At 39.5% G+C, this 22229-nt stretch carries 26 protein-coding genes; 19 read left to right on the forward strand and 7 right to left on the reverse strand.

All coding sequences use genetic code 11. The annotated features are described in order from the left end of the window. The first annotated feature begins 97 nt into the window (after window positions 1–97). Window positions 98–844, forward strand: coding sequence for a GH25 family lysozyme (locus tag ABTV07_RS08565; RefSeq protein WP_433750007.1), 747 nt, complete (start codon window positions 98–100; stop codon window positions 842–844). Window positions 845–894: 50 nt separating this feature from the next. On the opposite strand, the gene lexA is transcribed toward ABTV07_RS08565, so the two are convergent. Further along, complete coding sequence (lexA, locus tag ABTV07_RS08570) at window positions 895–1515, reverse strand: transcriptional repressor LexA (RefSeq protein ID WP_433750009.1); 621 nt, start codon at window positions 1513–1515, stop codon at window positions 895–897. A gap of 157 nt (window positions 1516–1672) precedes the next feature. Between lexA and yneA the strand changes: the two genes are divergently transcribed. The 7 genes from yneA to ABTV07_RS08605 all read left to right on the forward strand — a co-directional run bounded on the left by yneA (window position 1673) and on the right by ABTV07_RS08605 (window position 6873). After that, the gene (gene yneA / locus ABTV07_RS08575; protein ID WP_433750012.1) at window positions 1673–2014 is read left to right on the forward strand and encodes a cell division suppressor protein YneA; all 342 of its coding nucleotides are present in this window, start codon (window positions 1673–1675) and stop codon (window positions 2012–2014) included. Between the two features lie 11 nt (window positions 2015–2025). After that, window positions 2026–2700 (forward strand): YneB family resolvase-like protein, encoded by a 675-nt coding sequence (locus ABTV07_RS08580; protein ID WP_433750015.1) that lies wholly within the window; start codon window positions 2026–2028, stop codon window positions 2698–2700. A gap of 54 nt (window positions 2701–2754) precedes the next feature. Then, window positions 2755–2988 (forward strand): DUF896 domain-containing protein, encoded by a 234-nt coding sequence (locus ABTV07_RS08585; RefSeq protein WP_433750017.1) that lies wholly within the window; start codon window positions 2755–2757, stop codon window positions 2986–2988. A 203-nt stretch (window positions 2989–3191) separates the two neighbouring features. Continuing rightward, on the forward strand, window positions 3192–5198 hold the full coding sequence (gene tkt / locus ABTV07_RS08590) for a transketolase (RefSeq protein ID WP_433750020.1): 2007 nt from the start codon (window positions 3192–3194) through the stop codon (window positions 5196–5198). 244 nt (window positions 5199–5442) lie between these two features. Beyond that, entirely contained in the window at window positions 5443–5883 is a 441-nt protein-coding gene (sirA, locus tag ABTV07_RS08595; protein WP_433750022.1) for a sporulation inhibitor of replication protein SirA, read from the forward strand. Between the two features lie 98 nt (window positions 5884–5981). Beyond that, window positions 5982–6197, forward strand: a complete 216-nt coding sequence (locus ABTV07_RS08600) for a YneF family protein (RefSeq protein ID WP_114744254.1) — start codon at window positions 5982–5984, stop codon at window positions 6195–6197. A 160-nt stretch (window positions 6198–6357) separates the two neighbouring features. Next, complete coding sequence (locus ABTV07_RS08605) at window positions 6358–6873, forward strand: CBO0543 family protein (RefSeq protein ID WP_433750025.1); 516 nt, start codon at window positions 6358–6360, stop codon at window positions 6871–6873. Window positions 6874–7066: 193 nt separating this feature from the next. Here ABTV07_RS08605 and ABTV07_RS08610 read toward each other — a convergent pair whose 3' ends face one another. Then, on the reverse strand, window positions 7067–7264 hold the full coding sequence (locus tag ABTV07_RS08610) for an aspartyl-phosphate phosphatase Spo0E family protein (RefSeq protein WP_114744788.1): 198 nt from the start codon (window positions 7262–7264) through the stop codon (window positions 7067–7069). A gap of 314 nt (window positions 7265–7578) precedes the next feature. Here ABTV07_RS08610 and ABTV07_RS08615 point away from each other — a divergent pair, with 314 nt between their 5' ends. From ABTV07_RS08615 to ABTV07_RS08625, 3 genes are all read left to right on the forward strand, one after another. Next, window positions 7579–8286 carry a cytochrome c biogenesis CcdA family protein gene (locus ABTV07_RS08615; protein WP_433750028.1) on the forward strand — a complete coding sequence of 236 codons (708 nt, stop codon included), beginning with the start codon at window positions 7579–7581 and terminating at the stop codon, window positions 8284–8286. Between the two features lie 142 nt (window positions 8287–8428). After that, a complete protein-coding gene (locus ABTV07_RS08620; protein ID WP_433750031.1) occupies window positions 8429–8788 on the forward strand; it encodes a response regulator in 360 nt (119 codons plus the stop codon). A 153-nt stretch (window positions 8789–8941) separates the two neighbouring features. Next, the gene (locus ABTV07_RS08625) at window positions 8942–9430 is read left to right on the forward strand and encodes a CcdC family protein (protein WP_433751160.1); all 489 of its coding nucleotides are present in this window, start codon (window positions 8942–8944) and stop codon (window positions 9428–9430) included. Window positions 9431–9488: 58 nt separating this feature from the next. On the opposite strand, the gene ABTV07_RS08630 is transcribed toward ABTV07_RS08625, so the two are convergent. Both ABTV07_RS08630 and ABTV07_RS08635 read right to left on the reverse strand, forming a co-directional pair. Then, window positions 9489–10067: a hypothetical protein gene (locus ABTV07_RS08630; protein WP_433750033.1), complete on the reverse strand. Its 579-nt coding sequence runs from the start codon at window positions 10065–10067 to the stop codon at window positions 9489–9491. An 88-nt stretch (window positions 10068–10155) separates the two neighbouring features. Beyond that, entirely contained in the window at window positions 10156–10590 is a 435-nt protein-coding gene (locus tag ABTV07_RS08635; protein WP_433750036.1) for a DUF2621 domain-containing protein, read from the reverse strand. A gap of 319 nt (window positions 10591–10909) precedes the next feature. On the opposite strand from ABTV07_RS08635, the gene ABTV07_RS08640 reads away from it, so the two are divergent. Next, on the forward strand, window positions 10910–11449 hold the full coding sequence (locus tag ABTV07_RS08640; protein WP_433750038.1) for a hypothetical protein: 540 nt from the start codon (window positions 10910–10912) through the stop codon (window positions 11447–11449). 154 nt (window positions 11450–11603) lie between these two features. Next, window positions 11604–11798, forward strand: coding sequence for a hypothetical protein (locus tag ABTV07_RS08645; protein ID WP_433750041.1), 195 nt, complete (start codon window positions 11604–11606; stop codon window positions 11796–11798). A gap of 19 nt (window positions 11799–11817) precedes the next feature. On the opposite strand, the gene ABTV07_RS08650 is transcribed toward ABTV07_RS08645, so the two are convergent. Genes ABTV07_RS08650 through ABTV07_RS08660 form a run of 3 tightly spaced genes read right to left on the reverse strand, consistent with a single transcriptional unit; the run spans window position 11818 to window position 14409 of the window. Beyond that, window positions 11818–12621 (reverse strand): ABC transporter permease, encoded by an 804-nt coding sequence (locus tag ABTV07_RS08650; RefSeq protein WP_433750043.1) that lies wholly within the window; start codon window positions 12619–12621, stop codon window positions 11818–11820. A 1-nt stretch (window position 12622) separates the two neighbouring features. Next, a complete protein-coding gene (locus ABTV07_RS08655; protein WP_433750045.1) occupies window positions 12623–13414 on the reverse strand; it encodes an ABC transporter permease in 792 nt (263 codons plus the stop codon). After that, entirely contained in the window at window positions 13390–14409 is a 1020-nt protein-coding gene (locus ABTV07_RS08660; RefSeq protein WP_433750048.1) for an ABC transporter ATP-binding protein, read from the reverse strand. Before ABTV07_RS08660 ends, ABTV07_RS08655 begins: the two co-directional genes overlap by 25 nt. 201 nt (window positions 14410–14610) lie before the next feature. Here ABTV07_RS08660 and ABTV07_RS08665 point away from each other — a divergent pair, with 201 nt between their 5' ends. From ABTV07_RS08665 to coaW, 6 genes are all read left to right on the forward strand, one after another. Then, window positions 14611–15072: an STAS domain-containing protein gene (locus ABTV07_RS08665; protein ID WP_433750051.1), complete on the forward strand. Its 462-nt coding sequence runs from the start codon at window positions 14611–14613 to the stop codon at window positions 15070–15072. A gap of 334 nt (window positions 15073–15406) precedes the next feature. Beyond that, on the forward strand, window positions 15407–15736 hold the full coding sequence (locus tag ABTV07_RS08670) for a DMT family transporter (RefSeq protein WP_433750054.1): 330 nt from the start codon (window positions 15407–15409) through the stop codon (window positions 15734–15736). Window positions 15737–15775: 39 nt separating this feature from the next. After that, window positions 15776–16921, forward strand: coding sequence for an exonuclease SbcCD subunit D (locus ABTV07_RS08675; RefSeq protein ID WP_433750056.1), 1146 nt, complete (start codon window positions 15776–15778; stop codon window positions 16919–16921). Continuing rightward, complete coding sequence (locus ABTV07_RS08680) at window positions 16918–20052, forward strand: AAA family ATPase (RefSeq protein WP_433750059.1); 3135 nt, start codon at window positions 16918–16920, stop codon at window positions 20050–20052. The genes ABTV07_RS08675 and ABTV07_RS08680 overlap by 4 nt, the downstream gene beginning before the upstream one ends. 114 nt (window positions 20053–20166) lie before the next feature. After that, complete coding sequence (locus ABTV07_RS08685; RefSeq protein WP_433750062.1) at window positions 20167–21117, forward strand: magnesium transporter CorA family protein; 951 nt, start codon at window positions 20167–20169, stop codon at window positions 21115–21117. Between the two features lie 143 nt (window positions 21118–21260). Then, entirely contained in the window at window positions 21261–22067 is an 807-nt protein-coding gene (gene coaW / locus ABTV07_RS08690; RefSeq protein WP_433750065.1) for a type II pantothenate kinase, read from the forward strand. Window positions 22068–22229: the final 162 nt, after the last annotated feature.

Below are 22229 nucleotides of genomic sequence, written 5' to 3' on the forward strand. Positions count from 1 at the left end.
TATTTTTTTGGTATAGACCGGTATCTGATTCAAAGTGATTGTTTCAACATAATATAATACAAGCTTATAAAGCCAAAGGATGAGTGGAGGAGATGGCATGAAAGGCATTGATGTCTCCCATTGGAATCAAGTGAATGATTGGAATCAAGTAAAATCAGATGGAATCGAATTTGTCTACTTGAAAGCGACAGAGGGTAGTTCCTATGTGGATCCAAAGGTAGCAGAGTATTATTTGGGAGCTAAAAAAGCAGGATTAAAAGTAGGATTCTATCACTTTGCCAGACCGATAGATGAATCGAATACATTAAGTGAAGCGAGGCATTTCATCAATACTGTGAGAAATATGCCTGCTGATCTTCCTTATGTTTATGATATTGAAACCACTGGAGCAGGATTAAAAGCTGAGCAGCTGACAAAGCTTGCTGGATTATGGCTTGAAACTGTCCGGATGTCTTTGGGAATGGTAATGATATATTCATATTCCTATTTTCAGAAGAATTATTTATTGGAATCGCTGACGAAATATCCATTATGGATTGCGCATTACGATGTAAGCGAGCCTTCCTTTTCCAGGTGGGATGAGTATACCTGCTGGCAATATACTGAGAAGGGCTCGGTTAAAGGCATCCAAGGGAACGTGGATTTAGATGATGGGAAGGGGTTGAAAGCTGTGGCCGAGCAGAAAAAAGACTACGAAGGACATTGGGCTAAAGAATCTATTGAAAAAGCGATAAAATCTGGAGTAATGAAAGGGCATACGGACGGGACTTGGGGTCCGAATGAACCAGTGACCAGGGGGCAATTAGCGGTGATTTTGGACAGACTCGGATTGTTGGATCAATAATCATTTTTGTCATAAAAAAGGATGAAATCATTAATGATTTCATCCTTTTTTTAGTGTATGTGGCGATATACACCGATGACTTTTCCCAAAATAGAGACATTGTTTAATATGATTGGCTCCATTGAGGGGTTTTCAGGCTGCAATCTGACGAAGTCTTTTTCCTTGAAGAATCGTTTTACGGTCGCTTCATCTTCTTCTGTCATTGCAACAACGATTTCACCGTTCCTCGCCGTCTTTTGCTGGCGCACGATAACTAAATCTCCATCTAAGATACCTGCGTCAATCATACTGTCTCCCATGATTTCAAGCATGAAGACCGGCTCATCTGCAGGTGCCAGACGTTCAGGCAAAGGAAAATATTCTTCTACATTTTCGATGGCAGTGATAGGATTACCGGCTGTAACTTTACCTATTAAAGGAACTGTAACGACATTAGGCTTTGGAATTGAGTTTTCTTCAAGTTCTAGAACTTCAATTGCACGCGGCTTAGTCGGATCCCGGCGAATCAGGCCTTTGGCTTCCAATCTTGCAAGGTGGCCGTGGACAGTTGAACTGGACGCCAGCCCTACCGCCTCGCCAATTTCCCTGACCGATGGTGGATAACCTTTTGCACGAACCTCATCTTTAATGAAAGAAAGGATGTCATGCTGTCTTTTCGATAGTTTCGTCAATTGCTGCACCTCGCTTTTAACCATTTTCTTAATATGACTATAGCATGTTCTCCCTAAAAATGCAAACATAAGTTCGAATAAATGTTGACTTCTCCGAACAGGCGTTCTATAATCGAATTAACAAAACGAACATATATTTGCTCGGAGGGAATTTGCTATGATAAAACTACTTTGGAAAAAATACTCTTATACAATTATTCTATGTGGATTGACTATGTTTTTCGGAATGACATGCCTTGTGCTATTTTCCGGAAATGAAGACACAAATAGAAAAGAGATCGTCATCAATGACGGAGATTCGCTATGGACTATTGCCGAAGATTATGCTGATGGACAGGATATGAGCGTTCCTCAGTTTATTTCTTGGGTCCAAAAAGAAAATGGGTTAAAATCATACGTAATCAACGCAGGGGATACCATCGTCATTCCAGCAAAAAAAATCAATCCCGCCAGCGATTCCATTCAAATAAAGGAAATCGCCATGGACGGTAATAATTAAAGGAGATTCTTATGAATGCGATTATTTACTGCAGGGTAAGTACAACAAAAGAAACGCAGGAAACTTCACTTGCCAGGCAGGAAGAAGAACTTTTGAATGCAGCAAGGAACTGGAACTATAATGTTCTGCAGATAATTAAGGAGCAGGAAAGCGGATATCAACTGGAGCGTCCTGGAATATTGGAGATGCTCGATTTGATAAAGGAAGAGGAAGTCCATGCCATCTTTATTCAGGATGAAACAAGGCTGGGGAGAGGGAATGCAAAAATTGCTTTGCTGCATTGTATTATGAAAGACGGAGTGAAAGTCTTTACTCTCGCACAAAATGGTGAACTTCAGCTTTCAGAATCCGATTCTATGGTTTTACAGATCGTAAGTATGGTAGAGGAATATCAGCGTAAGATTCATAACCTCAAAATAAAACGAGGAATGAAAAGGGCAGTGGCAAATGGGTATAAGCCTCAAAAAAACCTTAAAAATAGAGGAAACGAAGAAGGTAGAGAGAAGAAAGAGATTCCTATATCAGAAATAGTCCGCCTTAGGAACAGTAAACTTACTTTTGCTGAAATTGCTGCTACGATGAGAGGGTTTGGATATGATGTGTCTAAAGCCACGGTACATAGGAGATATAAAGAATATATGGAAGCTATAGAAATTGATGAGTCAAACGAATCGCTTGAAAAATAAGCCCTTTTTTAGTAACATGTCGGTAGTCCAAATTACTGAAAAGGAGCTTTTTCTATGCTTTCAAAGGAAAAGATTGCCCGCATCAATGAACTGTCCAAGAAATCCAAAGGGATAGGTCTTTCAAATGAAGAAGCAAAGGAACAATCTCGCTTGCGCAGGGAATATCTCGAATCCTTTCGTTCTTCCATGAAAAATACTATCGAAAATGTTCGAGTGATTGATCCAAATGGCGAGGATGTCACACCAAAGAAAATCCGCGACATTCAAGGTAAAAATAAATTAAATTGACAAGTGTGCTGGGGGAGACCTCGGCTTTTTGCATTTTAGGAATCTGTAAGTTTAAATTTTGTGTTTCTCCATACATAAAAATAGCGTCATCAGAAATACTAATTATTGGTATATTTGAGAGGTCAGACGTTTTAGTTGAGAAAACGAAAAAAGAGTTTTAATATAGTAGGGAATGAATTCCCTTAATGAGAGGATGTATTTTCATGTTTGATAAAATGGATCAACTATCAGTCAATACAATAAGAACGCTATCAATCGATGCAATCGAAAAAGCTAATTCAGGTCACCCTGGAATGCCTATGGGGGCTGCACCAATGGCCTATACACTATGGACGCGTTTCATGAACCACAACCCAAAAGACCCACAATGGTTTAACCGTGATCGTTTTGTTCTTTCAGCAGGACACGGATCAATGCTTTTATACAGCCTGCTTCATCTTTCCGGCTATGATTTAAGCATGGATGAAATCAAGAACTTCCGACAATGGGGAAGCAAAACTCCTGGACATCCTGAATATAAGCATACTGCTGGTGTAGAGGCTACTACAGGCCCACTCGGTCAAGGGATTGCGATGGCTGTAGGAATGGCAATGGCAGAACGTCATCTTGCAGGTGTCTACAATAAAGGGCAATACGAAGTGATCAACCATCATACATACAGCATTTGTGGTGATGGAGACTTAATGGAAGGTGTCTCTGCAGAAGCGGCTTCCCTTGCAGCTCATTTGAAATTAGGCCGCCTTGTAGTCCTTTATGATTCCAATGATATTTCGCTTGACGGTGATCTGGACCGTTCATTCTCTGAAAGTGTTGAAGGCCGCTTTAAAGCTTATGGATGGCAATACTTGCGTGTGGAAGATGGCAACGACCTGGAAGCTATTGCGAAAGTATTGGAAGAAGCAAAAGCTGATGAAAGCCGTCCGACATTGATTGAAGTAAAAACTGTCATCGGATATGGTGCTCCAAATAAATCTGGAAAATCAGCTGTTCATGGTGCTCCTCTTGGCGCTGATGAAAGAAAGCTGACTAAAGAAGCTTACGAATGGACATTTGAAGAAGACTTCTATGTTCCTGATGAAGTATACAGCCGCTTTAAAGAAGAAGTTGTATCCAAAGGGGAAAAAGTACAGGAAGAATGGGAGAATCTTCTCGAAAGCTACTCAAAAGAGTATCCTGAACTCGGAGCTCAGTTAAAAGCTGCAATTGCAGGAGAACTTCCTGATAGCTGGGATCAAGATATCCCGGTATATGAAGAAGGTTCAAAATTAGCTAGCCGTGCTTCCAGTGGAGAGGTATTAAATGGCATTGCTAAAAATCTTCCGACACTAATCGGCGGATCTGCTGACCTTGCAGGTTCAAATAATACAATGATCAAAGGGGAGAAGGATTTTACCCCTGAAACATTTGAGGGACGCAATATCTGGTTTGGTGTTCGTGAATTCGCTATGGGAGCGGCTATGAATGGAATGGCGCTGCATGGTGGAGTGAATGTTTTCGGAGGTACATTCTTCGTATTCTCGGATTATCTTCGTCCTGCCATTCGTTTAGCAGCTCTCATGGGACTGCCTGTAACATATGTCTTCACACATGATAGTGTGGCTGTTGGAGAGGATGGACCGACTCATGAACCGATCGAACAGCTTCCTTCCTTGCGCACAATGCCTAACTTGTCCGTCATACGTCCGGCCGACGGAAATGAAGCTGCTGCTGCATGGAGAATTGCGATAACATCTAAAGAAAACCCAACTGCACTAGTGCTTACAAGACAGGGACTTCCTACATTAAAGAATACTGCTGAAAAAGCTCAGCAAGGTGTAGAAAAAGGAGCATATGTGGTTTCACCTGCAGGTAAAGGTTCACCAGATGCTTTACTTCTTGCAACTGGTTCTGAAGTAAGCCTGGCCGTTGATGCACAAACTGCATTAGCTTCAGAAGGCATCAATGTTTCTGTCATCAGTATGCCTTCTTGGGACCGATTCGAAAAACAAGATGCTTCATATAAAGAGTCTGTTCTTCCTAAGGACGTTAAAAAGCGTCTGGCTATCGAAATGGCTGCTCCATTCGGCTGGGAACGCTACACAGGAGACGAAGGGGAAGTATTAGGCATTGACCACTTTGGTGCTTCTGCCCCTGGAGATGTTGTGTTGAAGGAATTTGGCTTCTCTGTTGAAAACGTAGTTGCGCGTGTTAAAGCCTTGCTTCAAAAATAATTTTTAAGTTAATAGATCGATCTTACAAGGGCTGTTGATGCAGCCTTGTTTTTTTGAGAAATTTTGTGGATTATTTTCAAACATTTACATAAAAAAGAAGGAATACGCCGCCTCAAACAAGAATAAATTAGGAAATATTAATACTTTCGACAAAATTAGTAAGAAGTTGTTGACAGCTTATGACAATCACCACGATGCCACTTGTCTATAATGAAAAAAAGGATATGGCTGGGAGTGATTCATTTTGCGTTCCTATCAAATTTATTTCATAGAGGATGAGTTTGCCGGACATTATTACGGAAGGGAAAAAATGTTCTACCAATTGTTTCATGAACATCAAAATTCCATCGGTGAATTAAAGACGATTCTCGATATGCAAGTGAACTATATTACGAAGTCCATACCATTTCTTCCATTTCACAGGTTATTGATCAATCACCTTCAAAAGAGGAAAGATTTCTCGTTTGATGGATGCTCCTATCAAGTTGGTTTGACGACGAAAGTGAATGGAGCGGAATTGCTTTGGCATGAGAGATCTCTGCAATTATGCGCCTGGGGCAGCTATGATTCGGAATTTGCATTTTTCGAGGTTCTGCGCCAATTCGATGGGCGATTGCTGGCAATTGATTTGGAAAACCAAAGATTTGGCTGGGTAAAGCCTATAAAAGAAAGAAAGTACGTTTAAATTGATGAATTATAGGAGAAAAAATTACTGATATATTGTATAATGTCTTGTGGTTTAGTACACTGTTAAGTAGACAACACGAAGGAGGAAATTATCCTATGTTATGGCAATTTATTCTAGTGGGCGTCCTTGCATTGCTTGTCGGTGTCGCGCTAGGATTTTTCATTGCTCGCAAATACATGATGAGCTACCTAAAGAAAAATCCACCAATCAATGAACAGATGCTGAAAATGATGATGATGCAAATGGGTATGAAGCCGTCCCAAAAGAAAATCAATCAAATGATGGCTGCAATGAACAAACAATCCAAGTAATCATCCATCAATAAGGACAAGCACTATGTAAATAGAATTTGTCAGCAAAAAGCACCCAATTGGGTGCTTTTTTGCTTGCTGCATAATTTTGATTGATTATTTGTTGGGTATCTTGGCAAAACTAACAGGTAGTTTTTATTTTGTTGAGGAGACTATATCTATGTATTTGCTTTTGGTTATACTTGTTTGGTGCTTTTTTGCTTATAAGTTTATTCGGTGGGAATCAGTAAAGGAACAGTATCCAACTATATTGTTCTTTATTGTTATCAACATGACTTATAATATGCTCTATTATCAGCACACTTTATGGGCCTTCAGGGGTGTCACCCTTGATTGGCTGAATCATACGATCATCAACTTGGCCTTTACATTTTTTATCTGTCCGGCTGCACTTGTCATATATCTGCAGCGATTGCCGCATACTACAAAGAATAGGGCATTGTACATGGCTGTCTGGGTCGTGTTCTTTACAGTACTTGAAACACTCTTTGCCCATAAAGGGATGTATGTGTATGGAAATGGGTGGGGAGGCTGGTACAATATTTGGCTTAATCTAATCTTGTTCATTGTTTTGACGATCCATTATAGAAAGCCGTATTTTGCCATTTCACTATCTCTGCTGGGAGCCATCATTTTCTTTTTGCTCTTCCCGATACCTTTGGAACAATTAAAATAGGAGGGTTAAAGATGCTCGTTCAAGATTCTTTGTCTGTACCTGTCTTTCTACTATTGCTATTTCTCACCTATATATCAATGGCACTTTTCCTCACTAGATGGATCCAAACAGAATGAAACACAACAGGATATAAAAAAGGAAGCAGGATTGTCTGCTTCCTTTTATTGATGGTTTTTAGCCTTTTGATATTGGATTATAATGGTTGTGGGGAAAGATAAGATTTGTTTTGTGAAGTTGAACTCAAGAATAAACGATTATAGTCATTTAATAAGCGGTCCAATTCTTGACTATACTCGATGGCTAGGGTAGAATTTAGTCCTTGCTCACAAGCAATCTGAATCAAGTCCGCACGCTTTTGTTCAATTTTATCAAGTAATTGCTGTTTAGACACGGCTGCTTGTCCTTTCCAAAAGTATTTCACTGGACAGAGGAAATATATCCTAATCTAGTACATATTTTCAAATTCTTGTAACTTGTTTTTTATAGTATACCCAATTGTTTACACTTTTTAAAGGGAAATGATTTAAATTTTTCACCTGGCTTAAAAAACGAAAAAGTCGATTCACCCCTTGGGATTACTGGTAAGCGGTTTTTTGAAATTTGAAAAGGAAGCAACTGCCACAAAAACTTCATATTTAATAAATACATATTTTTCAATTAAGTTTGATAGAATAAAGGCAAAGAAAATACTGGGAGTTGTTTTGATTGAGTGATGTAACTATTTTTCTAGCGTTCGGGGCTGGATTTTTAAGTTTTATTTCTCCTTGCTGTCTGCCGCTGTACCCAGCTTTTTTATCTTACATAACTGGAATGTCCGTTAACGAATTGAAAACCGAAAATGCAATGCTGCAAAAGAGAAGTCTCTTGCATACTCTCTTTTTTTTACTTGGTTTCTCATCCATATTCATTGCAATCGGATTTGGGACATCGGCAGTAGGTGGATTTTTTAATCTTTATCAGGATTTGATCCGTCAATTCGGAGCGATTTTTATGGTTCTTTTTGGTTTGATGGTCATTGGATTGTTGAAGCCTGAGTTTTTAATGAAGGATCGGCGCTTGGAGTTCAAGAATAGACCAGCAGGCTATGTAGGCTCAATCCTTATTGGTATGGCATTTGCTGCAGGATGGACGCCTTGTACTGGTCCGATCCTTATGTCAGTCATTTATATGGCTGCTTCTCATCCAGGATCTGCTATTGCTTACATGATTGCATATACACTTGGTTTTGCAGTGCCGTTTTTCATTCTGTCCTTCTTTATCGGAAAGATGAAATGGATTCGAAGGCATAGTATGAAAATCGTGAAAATTGGCGGTTATATCATGATTGTTATGGGAATCGTCTTATTTTTCAATTGGATGACTGCCATTATAGGACTTTTCAGTTATCTTACTGGAGGATTTACAGGTTTCTAGTCATTTTATTTCATTTTTCTGTAATAAGTATTGATAAAGAGTTAGAAAATTTGATATATTTATTGATGTGGTATTTTTTTCTAAATAATCATTACTTTTTGACTATGAAACGCATCGAATGGGAATACGAGGGGGATCATCAGTGGCGACGGTATTGATTGTAGATGATGCAAAGTTCATGAGGATGACACTTGCAAATATGTTAAAGAACACGGAGCATGTTGTAGTCGGTGAAGCCGAAAATGGCCGTGAAGCAGTCGAGTTATTTGATCAACTGCAGCCTGATATTGTTACAATGGATATTACAATGCCTGAAATGAACGGGCTTGAAGCAACAAAACAGATTTTAGAGCGACATCCAAAAGCAAAAATCATTGTATGTTCTGCTATGAGTGTCCAGAAAACAGTTATGGAAGCCATTGAAGCTGGTGCTAAGGATTTCATCGTGAAGCCTTTTGATGAAAGCAGGGTGGTTGAAGCCATCAGCCGAGTGTTGTCTTGACGAAATGACCATTGGGATTTTTTCCTGAATGGTTTTTCTTTTTGTCCTGAATGAGATATAATATAAATCGCAGTTTGTCTTTTCTTATATTAATTTAGGAAGAGGCTGAACTGGAGCAAATAAATACAATGTTTACTAGATGAAAGAGGGATGATGAACATGTTGATTGCCTCATCCATAATTGCTGTACTAATGGGGTCCCTTGTCATATTTGTACGAATGAAAGCTTCTAAAAAACCAGTATCAGGCCGAAAAATCATTCTGCCGCCCATTTTTATGAGTACGGGCGCATTGATGTTTCTGTTTCCGTTCTTTAGGGTGACATTGGCTGAGCTCCTAGAAGCAGTGACGGTAGGAATGGTATTTTCAATATTGCTGATTAAAACATCTAAATTTGAAATTAAAGAAAATGATATTTACTTAAAACGTTCTAAAGCTTTTGCCTTTATATTGATCGGCCTCTTATTGATACGGCTTGTGATGAAAGCTTTCTTAAGTAAAACGATTGATTATGGTCAATTGAGCGGCATGTTTTGGATTTTGGCGTTCGGCATGATTGTTCCATGGAGAGTGGCGATGTATTTACAATATAAGAAGCTGCTCGGCCAGCTGGATGGCCCATTTCCGACAAAATCAATATAATCGATACAATAATCAAGACCCACCGTACAAACCCGTACAGTGGGTCTTTCATTTCTTCCTATTTCACATCTTTCATACTGTCCAATACTTCAATGACGGATTTGCCTCCTGCTGAGGTAACATAAGCATCGATCTCTCTTCTGGAATCATATAGCCTTCTGTCAAAGTCAAAACTTACTTGCTCTCCGTCATTTAAGTTGAATATCAATTTCTTGGGTACTTGTGTCCCGCGTTTTTTTACGTAAACCTGCTCCATTTTTTTTACGTCTGCCCATTTCACTTCTTTTTCTTTCAGGGTAAGCAAACCATTGTAATAAAATCCATCTGCAGTTCCGTAATGATATTCATCGATACTTACAAAAGATCCTGCTACTGCCGCAAGGATCACTATGGCAGGTATCCACTTTTTTATGGAATGAATGGGTATGAAGAGCATCCCAACCCCTATCAGGGCGATTGAGGCTGTAAACACAATATAAGTCATCGGACTTGAGCCGAATACAAATGTGTTTTCAGGTTTATAAAATATCTCCCTTAACATTTCTCCAAGGAAGAGGGGTGAAATCAAAGAAGACAATATAATGATGATTCCCCCCGGAATAAAAAACGTGGACTTTCTATCTGTTTGTGGATTCATTTTATACCCCCAGTTTCTCTATATAGTAAAATTTTACAATAAATCCATTCACTTCGTATATAATTTTTTACAAAAAGAAAAACACCTTTTAGAAAAGGTGTTTGTAAGGATGGAAATCAATATTTAATTCTTGGAGCTTTTTTTTAAGAAATTTATGATCTCTTTTCGGGGTTGCCTCGATATATCCGCGTATGACATGGTCCATTGAAATCGCATCTGCTTGTTCATTTATTGCTATCTGACCTATCTTTCCGGCAATCTTCTGCCGGGCAACATCCCTGAATAAATCGGGAACCGGGCTGACGAGCTCTTCCAGCAATTCTTTTTTATCCTGTTTCCATAGCTGTTTTGTTTGACTGACATAATATTCTTCCCAATCCAGATCGGATTTTCCATCTTGCTTCGGCATTCTTTTTAAAAATTTCCGAAACATAAAAAATCCACCGATGGCGAAGGAAGAGACAAGTACAACAATCCAGAAAAGGATAAAAATCAAAAACCATCCGCTAAGTGTAGTACCCACTTTTTTTCACCTCAAATTATTTCACGTTCCTATATTGTCGTTATTATTATAGACAATATTGAATTAAGAAGACAAGTGATTTATGAGGGGAAGAGAAGGTGAAATCGCTGGAAATAATTAGTTGAATAGTGTAAATATTTTTAATATTGGAGCTTTTTGAATTTGATGAAATATTCCTTTACCATTATTTCTCACCGTGATATGATGAATCTCGGCAGGGGGGATAAACTTCTGCTGAACATCGGGGACTTCTACATAGATAAGAAGCGACCAGGGATTAGGGAAAAAATTTAAAAAGGGAAATGGAGGTTGATCACCTATGAAAAAATTATGGTGGTTAGGCTTAACTCTATTGTTGGCAGTATCTGTAGCAGCAGGCTGTTCAAGTGATGGAGAAAAATCAACAGACAAGAAAGATACAAAAGATACTGAAACAGCTGAGTCCAGCAAAGAAAATGTTCAATCTGACATGATTGATTTCTACATGAACTTGACTGGTACTATTAATTCAGCTGATACTGACCTTCAAAATTATGAAGCAGCTGCTGCAAAAGAAGATACGAAAAAAGAAGATCTAGCAGCTATGGCTCCAAATGCTGCAGCTTCTGCTGAAGCGGTTGCCGGAAAAATCGGTGAAGTAACAGTTCCTGATTCTTTAAAAGATTACAAATCTGATTTAGAAGCAGCTTTGACTGATCTTAAAGATTCTTATTCTATGAAAGCTGAAGAGCTTAAAAAAGGCGCTGACGCAAACCTTGATGCTGCTAATGAAAAATTAGCATCTGCAGATGAAAAAATTGGTTCTCTCCTTGAAAAAGCAGGATTGACAACTGCAAGCATCACAAACGACGTTAACTAATTATTGAGGACCCTCTGCATATGCAGGGGGTCCTTTTTTATTTACGCTCTAAATCTTAATAATAATATGTGCTTTTGAACACTATAATACATCTATACGACTGACCTTTCCCCTACATAGATTATTAGAAAGCGAACAGTAGGAGGAAGGAAGATTGGCTATATTCTATGATAGAATACAACGCTGCAAAGACGTTGGGAAGCTGGAAATAGAAGCTGCAATTATTCTTAAAATCATGCAGGCAGAACCGTGCGGAGGCAATGATTTTTTTATGCATCTTGGGTATCTTTATATCATCCATTTGCGAATAGTAGAATTAAACAAACAAAATTCCCCTGATCAAAAATAGTAGGTTCAGGGGGATTTTTTCAGCTTCCGGTACTTGCAAAGTTTTTAACGCCATAGCACCAAAAACGATAGGAAAGGAGCACCCAGGCAAAAGAAATTAGTGGTGTCAAAATTGCGTAAAGATGATATTCCTGGTTCTCAAAGAAATAAGCAGCAGGATAAAAGGCAGTAAATCCATAAGGGATCAACCAGGTTATGACGATCGTCAACAATTTTGGATAAATGGAAACAGGATACCGTGCAAAATCACTGAACTGGAATATAGAAACGACAATGGGCAGACTATCAATCATCCAAAAAGAAAATGTGATGAAAAATAAATTTAAAGCGACAAAGATCATTCCGCTTGAAAGTATGAACAGGACAAGCATGAAAATTGAACCTGCTGTCCAATGAATGTCTAAGTGGCTGTTGGCGGTGGCTAAAATGATTATTCCGATAATCAGCTGGCCAAAACCATCCTGCTGGACACGTTCTGAGATGATTTGAAACAATGGATTGACCGGCCGCAATAATAATCTGTCAAACGTGCCGGAGCGAATGTATTGCCATCCTACGGTCCAAAGGTTGTCAAAGAATATATGATGGATGGACCTCCCCAAAAAAGCAATGGCGTAAATAAAGAGAATTTCGTAAAACGTCCAGCCTTTTAATACTGTAATGTGATCAAATACGATTTTTAAGAAAAAGATAGAAGTGATTTGCTGGATAAATACAGACAGCATGCCAATGATGAAATCACCTTTATACTCCATCATCACTTTCAGATGGTTAGAGAAATATTTTGAATAGAGAAAAGAATAACGTTTTATTTTATAAAACATGTCAGCCTCCGAAGACTGTGACTTTTTTTACTGCCAGCGACCATACCATCCTGACAAGGAAATAGATGCCCAGGAGCCATGCGCATTGGATGAAGACCAATAAAATTGCCTCATGTCCTAAAGGGATCTGTCCTGTATAAATGGCTACCGGTACATAGATCATGGATTGGAATGGCAGGTAGTTGCTGATTTGTTGGAACCATTCTGGAAAGAGAGCCAATGGAATCAATGCTCCTGAGAAAAATTTTGTAACGGCTTCCCTGAGTACTCTCAAGCCCCATACATTGACTGTCCAAAAGGCCAGGACGCCTATGGTGAGATCAACTTGGCTTCCTATCAGCATGCCAATTATTGCGCTTGGAATGAATAAGAGGAAACTGGCCCATGAGACAGGGGTCTGCACGTGAACAAACAGTACAGCGATGATGAAAACAGGAATAGAGGCCCTGAATAAAGCGCTTGCCTTTGAGCCGAAGTCCATAAAGACCAGTTTCGTCAAGTAATCATAAGGTTTTAGGAGTTCCAGGGCAATGTCCCCGTTTTTAATATTATGCGCTAAAGTATTCCCGGGTCCTGTCACAAAATTCTCCATGATCATGGCAATGACAACGTAAGTGATCATGGATTGGAAAGAGATGTCGGAAAAGTCACTCTTATTTTCATAGACAGCTGCCCAGAAGAAATACATGATGAACAGCCTCAGGATGGATGAGAACATATCAGCCCAATACCAAGCCATATACGCAGTATCCACTTTGATTTGAGAGATTAATAGTTCCCAATACTTGCGCAAGGCTCCATCCCCCGTTCATATATTTCCTGCACCACTGCCTCTATTCCGAGTTCTGTGACTGTAAAATCTTTTACTTGGTACATATTCATGATTTCTTTCATGATTTCTCCAGCCGAAATAGCAAGGCTGTTATAATGAAGTGCTATTGAAGACTCGATTTCCTGGTTCTCTACAGCCACTTGGTGATGCAATCTGGATGGAAGGTGAAAATCAGTTTCGTTTTGATCCAATTCCAGCTGAATGGTCCTGTTATATCTGGTGCTTGCTTTTAACTCTATCAGTGAACCATCATAAATGATCGTCCCTTTATCAATGATGATGATGCGGCTGCAAAGCTCTTCAATATCCTGCATATCGTGTGTGGTCAGGATGATTGTAGTCTGATGTTCTTTATTCATTTTCTTTACAAATTCCCTGATTTTTACTTTTACTGAGGCATCCAAGCCGATGGTAGGCTCATCTAAATAAACGACAGAAGGATCATGAAGAAAGGCTGCTGCAAGTTCACATCTCATTTTCTGCCCTAAAGACAGCTGGCGGACAGGGATGGGGAGAAGGGGTTCCAAGTCTAGAACTTCCTTGAACTGATTCATGTTTCGCTCGAATATATCTTGCGGAATTTCGTAGATATGCTTCAGTAACTCCATCGACTCCTGCACAGGAATATCCCAGAATAACTGAGAACGCTGTCCGAATACAGCACCGATATGTTTAGCATTGGATACTCTGTCCTTGTAGGGAATGATGCCATTGACTTTGACCTCTCCTGATTCAGGAGTCAATATTCCACTCATCATTTTGATGGTGGTGGATTTACCTGCCCCATTCGAACCGATATAGCCGACGATTTCCCCTTTTGGGATAGAGAAGCTGATATCCTTTACGGCTTTTTTGATGATATATTTCCGTTTGAATAATGCTTTAATTGCCCCTTTTAAGCCGGGGTCCCTTTCGAACAACCGATATTGCTTGCTGATATTTCTTACTTCTATCATTAAAAGCCCCCCTAATACAAACAAAAAAATGATTCTAAGCAAATACATATTATATCCTTGAATGATAAAAAATGGAATAAAATTCTTAATTGATGCAATTGGTTCATCAATGACTATCATAAATGGTATAATGGGATAATCAAGAAGTGGCTGCCATAGTGAGCCATACTATTCATATTATGTATAAAAGGAGCAATAGTATTGATTAACCAAGAATATGTCCAGGAACTCGAACGGAAGATTGAAAAATACGAAAAAATACTGCAGGATATTTCAGCACCAATTATCCCTTCCATTGTCCCAAGCACCATTCTGGTTCCTCTTACTGGGAGACTGGATGAAAATCGACTAAGCAATGTCAGGGAAAGAATCTTGAATTCAGTCTATGAACAGGATATTGATACTGCCATCATAGATTTTACTGGGATCGGACATTCAGAAATAGAAGAGCTTGGATACGGCCAGTTGGCTAAAGAGGTTTCAGATATCTCGCATTCTTTGAAATTGATGGGAGTGGAACCACTATATGTGGGCTTTGCGCCACATATCATCAGGGATATTATTGATTCGGGAATAGCTTTCCCATTCACAGCACACTCAAATTTCAAAACAGCACTTCAATATCTGATGAAGAAAAAGAAAATGAGATTCGATGAAATGTGAGAAGATGAATGATGACAAAAAGAGAAGCGGAGAACCGCTTCTCTTTTGCCTTAATTCCAAAAGGAGCTGATGATACGGATAAATAGGCGGCCGATGGCTCGGAAAAGGAACAAGATACCATTTATTAGGACTTCCCAAAAGAATTCTTCTAAAAGTGAAAAGAAAAATCCTTCTTTCTTCTCTTTCTTCGTTTTGATACGATGCACAAACATCCCTCGCATAAAGAAATTCATAATCCTATTTTACCTGATAATAAGCATTGTAGTTGAACTATTTAATCTCAATTTCTGAGAGTTTTTCAGTATACTAGATATGGGGTATTGGAGGGGATAAAATGAAAGCATACATTTTTTTGGCTGCGGCCATTGTTTCTGAATTGTTCGGTACATCTATGCTGAAGGCTTCGGATGGCTTTACAAAAGCAGGACCGGCAATCGGTGTCCTCATGGGATTTGCATCTGCCTTTTTATTTCTATCCCTTTCGCTGAAAATGATCCCGCTCAGTATTGCCTATGCTATTTGGTCAGGAGCAGGAACCGCCGCCACAGCCATCATAGGGGTCTTAGTATGGAAAGAAAAAATCAGTACGGCTACCCTTGCAGGAATTATATTGATCATCGCAGGAGTAATCGTCATAAACCTTAAAACAGAAGTGGACAAATAAAGAGCGCTTAATCAAATAAGAAACATGAGGTGATAGTTTATGAAATTTATACATACTGCCGACTGGCATTTAGGAAAGCTGGTGCATGGCATTTATATGACAGAAGAACAGCGGGTAGTCCTTGAGCAGTTTGTTCAACTCGTTGAGGAGGAAAAACCGGATGCCGTCATCATTGCCGGCGACCTTTATGACCGCTCCATTCCTCCAACTGATGCCGTGGATTTACTGAATGATATCCTATTTAAAATCAACGTCGAGTTAAATACTCCGATTATTGCCATTTCAGGCAACCATGATAGTGCAGAACGCCTTTCGTTCGGTACGTCCTGGTATAAACACAGCCATTTTTATCTAAAAGGGAAATTGACTGATGATTTCAGCCCCATCAGGCTTAATGATGTATATTTTCATCTGGTCCCTTATGCAGAACCGGGGCTCGTCAGACAAATTCTGCAGGATGAATCCATTCATTCTCATCAAGATGCAATGAAATCAGTGATCGGCAAAATAGAAGGCCAAATTGATTTGGACAGTCCTAATATATTTGTAGGGCATGCCTTTGTATTAGGTGGAAAAGAAACCGAATCTGAGAGGACTTTATCAGTGGGTGGATCAGGATGTGTTACATCCGATTTATTTAGTCTGTTCAACTATGCAGCGCTGGGACATCTGCATAGCCCTGACGCTCTAAGACATGATAGTGTCCGGTATTCTGGATCTCTATTGAAATACTCCTTTTCAGAAGCAAAGCAGAGGAAAAGTGTTTCCATTATCCATGTTGACTCAAAAGGGGACATCAATATCGAAGAACGCCTGCTTTCTCCTGCAAGGGATATGAGGGAAATTGAGGGATGTCTTGAGGAATTGCTCGATCCGGCTTTTTACCAAAAACAAAAAATTGATGATTATTTAAAAGTGACCCTCCATGATGAAGGTGCATTAATTGACCCCATCAATAAATTGAGGCAAATCTATCCGAATGTCCTTCACCTTGAAAGGAAAATCGATGTGATGGATATGAAGCAGAAGCAGGTATTCCAATCCATAAGAAGCGAGAAAAAATCAGAGTTGGAGCTTTTTGAAAGCTTTTATCAAGAAATGACAACACTTGATTTTTCAGAGGAAAAGAGAGAAATCATGGAATCAGTGATATCAGTCGTAAAAGGGGAGGCAGAACGGAAGTGAGACCATTACAGCTTACTATGCAGGCATTCGGTCCATATGCAGGGACTGAAATGATAGATTTCACGAAACTTGAAAATAGGACGATGTTTGTGATTTCCGGGAAAACCGGAGCTGGAAAGACAACCATTTTTGATGGAATCAGCTATGCCATTTTCGGTAAAGCAAGCGGCGACGATAGAAATGGTCCTGATCTGCGCAGCCAGTTTTCTCACGATTCGACTCCAACAGAAGTCTCCCTGCTCTTCTCATTGCGCGGCGAAACTTATTCCATCATGAGAGCTCCACAACAAGACAAGAAAAAAGAACGTGGGGAAGGTTTTACAACTGTAGGCGCAAAAGCGGAATTATTTAAGATAGAAGAAGACGGCACCCAAAAGCTCCTTGGTTCGAACGTGAGGGAAGTCGATGAAAAAATAAAAGAAATCGTTCAGCTGGATGCGAATCAATTCAGGCAAATCTTGATGATCCCACAGGGGGAATTCCGAAAACTGCTTGTTTCTGACAGTAAAGACAAGGAGCAAATTCTCCAAAGGCTCTTCCATACTGAATTTTATAAAAAAATAGAAGAAAAGCTTAAGGAGGAGGCAGCCGAGTTAAAAAAGACAGTGGAAAGACAAATTGTCCAAAGAAACAGTCTGCTGCAGCAGCTGCACTCAGGGGATGATACTGAACTAGAAGCTGCGATTCAAGAAGAACAGCTAAATGATCATTTAATTATTCCATTGGCACGTAAAGCGATTGAAGTTATGGAAGTGGAGTCCATATCTATGAAAGAAAAGGTGGAAGGACTTCAAAATAAAAGGGATGAACTGCAGAAGACCATTTATAAGGCGGAGAATCTGCACCAACAAGCTAAGCAAAAAAACGAATTCGAAACAAGGAAGAATGAATTGGAATCAAAGAAAGATGAAATGGAAAAGAAGAAACAGGACATTGCCTCTGCTTATAAAGCCGCCCGTTTGCAGCAGCAAGAAGAACTTTGTCATCGACTTCGGAGAGACTATAATGAGAATGTTAATCGGTTAAATCAAATTAAGGGACAAAAAATAGAAATTGAAAAGGCTCTTGAAGCTGCCCTGGAAAACTATATTCGAGAAGAAAAAAGAGATGCTGAAAGAAATCTGGCAGCTGAAAAGGTTGTGTACCTGAATAATTTGAAAGAGGAAATCAAGATATTTGATTCTCTGCATTCTGAAACCATCAAATTACAGCAAGAGCAAGAGCTTGCACTCAAAAAGATTAATGAAAGTAAAAAAACATTGGAAGAACTTGATGACCGTTCGGAATTTCTTAAAGAAAGAAAAGAATCAGTGGAAAAAGCGCGCTATGCAAAACTTGAATACACCGCTGAAACAGATAAGCTGGATCATCAACTTCAGCTTTTGGACAAGCTGACTAATTCTATCACTCAAAACGGTGCAAATCGAAAGAATGTCATCTTTGTAGAAGAAAAGGTAAAAAAATTTTCCAAAACCCTTGATGATGCCAAAGATACTTTGAACTATTTGGAGAATAAATGGAGGCATGGTCAAGCAGGGTTATTAGCGAAGGAATTGGTCAATGGAGATGCATGTCCAGTTTGCGGTTCGAACCATCATCCTCAACCTGCTGAAATAGATGAAAACATTCCTTCAGAATCCGATTTAAATGCAGCAAAGGATTCTGTCAAAATGGCAGAATCAGATAAGGCAAAAGTAGAAAACGAGCTTTATCAAGCAAAAGCAAGAATGGAAATGCTGCAAGAATCGATTAATGAAATGGAGGTTTCAGTATCCGGACTCATTCCTCATTTTCAAATGGATTCCATTGACATCATCCAACAAGAGATAAGAGACAAAAAGGAATCCTTAAAAGCTAATCTCCAAAAAGTGAATGCAGCTGTAGCAGAAGATGAAAAAATCAAGCAGCAAATAGCTGCGGTGGAGTCTGCCAGAATGGAAATGCAGAAGCGTTTAGAAGAATTGGAGAAGCTCCATGCATTGTCAAACGAGAGGTTTATAGAAAAGAGGACTGAACTGCAGAGGTTAAAGGAAAGCATCCCAGAGGAGCTTCGGAGTATGGATGTCTTTCAAATGAAATTAGCAGAAGCGATAAATCAAAAGCAAACACTTGAACAGGCAATGGAAAATGCCAGAAAGAGCCATCAGGAATTAAAAGAAACTTTTTCAGGCATCCAATCCAAGATGGACTATTTACATGAAGCTGTCAATAAATCGGAACAATCACTGACAGAAGAACGTGAAAATTTTAAAACGATGCTTGAAGAACAAGGTTTCGCTAATTATCAGGAGTATGCGGATGCCAAACAGACTGAAACAGAAATACAAGCATTGGAAAAAGTAGTGAAGGATTACGGAGAAGAGCTTCGTTCTGTTACGGACAGATTCCATGAACTTGCTCTTAATCTAAAGGATAAGATCCTTCCAGACTTGGCAGCGCTTCAGGAATCCTTTAAAGAGCTTTCTTCCGAACTTGGGCAAAAGCAGGATGAATTGACGAATCTTGCTATCCGTATAAAAGAAAATAAATCGATTTTAGCTAAAGTCAGTGAGATTCATTCAGAGATGAAGGAAGCTGAAAACCGCTACCAAGTGATTGGTCATCTTTCAGATATGGCAAGGGGCCAAAACACATATCGATTGACGTTTGAACGGTTTGTCCTGGCTTCTTTCCTCGATGAAATCTTAAAAATTGCCAACGGAAGACTTTCAAAAATGACCAGCGGCAGATATCAATTATTAAGGAAGACAGACAGATCGAAAGGGAATGTCCAGAGCGGACTGGAGCTGTTGATTTTTGACCAGTATACCGGTCAGGAACGGCATGTAAAGACGCTATCCGGGGGAGAAAGCTTTAAAGCCTCACTGGCTCTTGCATTAGGTCTGGCTGATGTGGTCCAGCAGCATGCTGGGGGAGTATCCTTGGAAACGATGTTCATCGATGAAGGATTTGGTACATTGGATCCCGAGTCATTAGATAATGCCATTGATGCTTTAATGGATATTCAAAACAGTGGAAGGCTTGTCGGAGTCATTTCACATGTTCCTGAATTAAAGGAGCGCATCGATGCACGACTTGAGGTTATCAGCAGCCAGAGTGGCAGCTATACAGAATTCAGATTTATAGGGTAGCAGGGGAACGCAGCAAAATGATTGCTGCGTTCTTTTTGCCTTTAAGTATGGTATTTATAAACTCTCCACATAATGAAGGATAGAATCATTGTGGTTTTGGAAGGAGTTGGGTATATGCTGAAATATTCCTCGAAAGATCAAAGTGTAAGGGAAGAAGAAAGCTTAGAGCTTCCTGACTCGAAGGAAGATATCATATGGATTCATTTTAAACCAGAGAAGAAGGATAAATTCGACTTATTTTTAAAAAGCCTTGATATCCATCCATTGGCAAAGGAAGAGTTGTCGAAGTTTGATGATATCCCCAAGGTGAATGTATATAAAAATGTAGCCGTCATGACGCTGTTTGCCATACAGGATGATTTTACAGAAGCCAAAATTACCATCCTCGCAGGAGAGAATTTTGTCATCACAAAAGAGGAAGAAAAAATAGGGCTGCTGGAACAGTTAATGCCCGATTTGCTGCAGAATCCAGAGCATATGAAATCTGTTGGACTTATTCTTTTTCATATATTTAATAAAGTCACTATGGTAGATTTAAAAATGATCGATCGAATTGCCGACTCTATCCAAAAGCTTGAGAGAGATGTCTTTGATCAGCCATTTGATAATGGGATTGCCCGGAAAGTGTATCGCTGGAAAAGGACTCTTCATCATTTGAGAAACGGAATCGAAGCGCAGGGAAATATGATGGAAACGATGGCAGGATCTGAGTTTCCATTCATAAATGAAAATGCAGGATTTTATTTTCAATCATTGAATAATAGCTTCACACGTGTCATCAATGGAATTGATGGATTTAGAGCGAATTTGGACAGTATATTCAATTTACAGATGACCCTAAAAGCTGATCATTCAAATGCTATAATGAAAACATTGACCTTATTCAGCGTCATTTTTATCCCTATGACCTTCATAGCAGGTTTATATGGGATGAATTTTATGAACATGCCTGAATTGAAATGGCGATACGGCTACTTATATGGATTGATTCTGATGGCAGGGATAGGTGCGGGCATTGCTTTCTACTTTAAATCAAAAGGATGGTGGGGGAGAAGGAAGCAATAGCCTCCTTTAATAATTCCAATCTCTGAGAAGGAATTTAACGATCGGGAACAGAATTACCTAGATGGCTGATTCAACCCACATTCATAGAGGGTATGGAATTTTAAGATACAAGAGAGACAGAAGAAAATGGCGGGGAATAAAAAATGGAAAAAAGACAAATTGGTATAGATGCGGGCGGTTCGCTCGTTAAGATTGCTTATCATGAAAATGGGATGCTTCATACAAAAATGTACAGTAATGATAAAACAGACGATTTTATAAAATGGATTTCTTTTCTCGGCATGAAACATAAAGTGGTTTTAACAGGAGGTAAAGCTGAGAAGCTGCGAAATCAATTTCAAGGAAGTGAGGTCATTCCGGAGTTTGAGGCCACGGCAATCGGGACAGATTTCTTGCTGAAAGAAGAAAAGAATGCAATGGATGCCTACATCTTGACCATGATTGGAACAGGAACATCCATTCAGTATATCCATCAAGGAAAAGGGGAGAGGCTCCTTGGCAGTGGAATTGGGGGAGGATCTATCCTCGGTCTTGGCCGATTATTGACCGGAAGCACAAATTTTCATGAACTAATGGAGCTTGCAGAAGAAGGGCAGACAGGAAGATTGGATCTTCAAGTGCGTGATATTTTTGAATCAGATGAAACGCCCATCCCGGGTGACCTGACAGCAGCCAACTTTGGAAAGGCTTTTGGAATGGATTCATTTTCAAAGGAAGATCAAATGGCTGCTGTCACTAATATGGCAGCGGAGACAATCGTACTCCTCTCCACTCAGGCGGCGCAGTCCAAGGGAGTCAAGGACATCGTGTTTGTGGGAGGGGCCATTGAAGGAAATACATATTTTAGAAAAAGGCTTTCAACATTCAGAAAAATGATGGACTACACCCCTCATTTCCTTGAAAGAGGCCCATTTGTAGGAGCGATTGGTGCCATGCTTTCGGAAAAATGAATCCGGGAAATATGTTAAGTTTAGTAGTTGAATAAGGGATTTCAGTTGGCTGGCTATTGCCAGTCTTTTTAGTGGATATGGATTTTCCCCACCTTTGAAATCGCCTTTGCCAAAGGTTTCTGCATTGATAGAATGGTGTATTCATGATTAAATCAATATAGA

This window comes from Falsibacillus pallidus (assembly GCF_050990905.1).
In the GTDB taxonomy this organism is placed as follows: domain Bacteria; phylum Bacillota; class Bacilli; order Bacillales; family DSM-25281; genus Falsibacillus; species Falsibacillus pallidus_A.